Raw genomic sequence first — 1,521 nt, forward strand, 5'->3', positions numbered from 1 at the left:
GAGATCGGTTCGGGTGCGCGGGCGGCGTTGACTGCTCGGGTGCGTCCGGAGCGGGTGCCGTTGTCGTTGGCGCAGCAGCGGATGTGGTTCTTGAATCGCTTCGAACCTGAATCAACGGCATACAACTTGCCCGTGGCGATTCGGTTGTCGGGATCGTTGGATGTGGCGGCTCTGCAGGCAGCCGTCTCTGATCTTGTTGCGCGGCACGAGATTTTGCGGACGGTGTATCCGGAGGTCGACGGCGTCGGCTACCAGCAAATTATCTCGGCGGATCGGGTAGCGCTGGATCTGACACCGGTTCCGGTCTCGGAAGCTGACGTGATGTCGGCGGTGGTGGGGTTCATGTCGACTGGTTTCGACGTGGCGGTGCAGGTACCACTACGGGCGCGGTTGCTGGCGGTGGCGCACGACGAGTATGTGTTGGTATTCGTCGTTCATCACATCAGTGCGGATGGGTCGTCGATGGGCCCCATGACGCGAGATCTGATGGTGGCCTATATGGCCCGAGCGGCGGATGCGGTGCCGTCGTGGGCGCCGCTCGAGGTGCAGTATGCCGATTACGCGTTGTGGCAGCGCGAGGTGTTGGGCTCGGAAGATGACGCTGGGTCGTTGATTTCGCGTCAGGTCGAGTTCTGGTCGGGTGCTCTTGCGGGGGCGCCGGATCAGTTGGTGTTGCCGTGGGATCGTCCGAGGCCTGCGGTCCAGGCATTCGATGGTGGGCAGGTTCCTGTGGTGATCGGTGCAGACCTGCATCGCCGCCTCGTCGATGTCGCGCAGCAGAACAATTCGACATTGTTCATGGTGGTGCATGCTGCTTTGGCGGTGGTGTTGGCTCGTTTGTCGGGTACCAACGACATCACCGTCGGCACACCGATCGCCGGCCGAGGCGAGAGAGCGCTGGACGATTTGGTCGGGATGTTCGTCAACACGTTGGTGTTGCGGACATCCGTTGATGCCGGCGTTGCGTTTACTGATCTTCTCTCACGTTCGCGTGAGGCGGATTTGGCGGCGTTTGCGCATGCGGATGTTCCGTTCGAGCGTTTGGTGGAGGTGCTCAATCCGGTTCGGTCGACGGCGTATCATCCGTTGTTCCAGGTGGGGTTGTCGTTCCAGAATCTCGGCCAGAGTGCTTTCGAGTTACCGAGTTTGACGCTTTCGGGTGTTGAATTCGACAGTGGAACTTCGCAGTTCGACCTTCACTTGATCGTGACCGACCACTATGACGGTGGGGCGGCGAGTGGTATTTCCGGCATTATGACGTTTGCGTCGGCATTGTTCGACGAGTCGACGGTGGCCGGGTTTGTGGATCACTTCGTGCGTGTTCTGACTGCGATTGCAGACGACGTCGAAACTGTGATCGGAGATATCGATCTGCTCACCGATGCAGATCGAAGCCTGGTCGAGCGAGCAGGGCACGGAGTGTCCCGCGCTGGTGTTTCGGGGACGTTGGTGGATTTGTTCGACGAGCAGGTGGTTCGTGGTGCGGATCGTGTCGCGTTGGTGTGTGGTGGTGTCGAGTTG

The 1,521-nt window shown here is 60.2% G+C and carries 1 protein-coding gene; it reads left to right on the forward strand.

Annotated features, from left to right (window positions below):
- The coding region (locus ACWF6P_RS31775; RefSeq protein WP_452623700.1) for a condensation domain-containing protein at nucleotides 1-1,521 on the forward strand (1,521 nt) is incomplete at both ends.

This window comes from Rhodococcus sp. NPDC055024 (genome assembly GCF_053608585.1).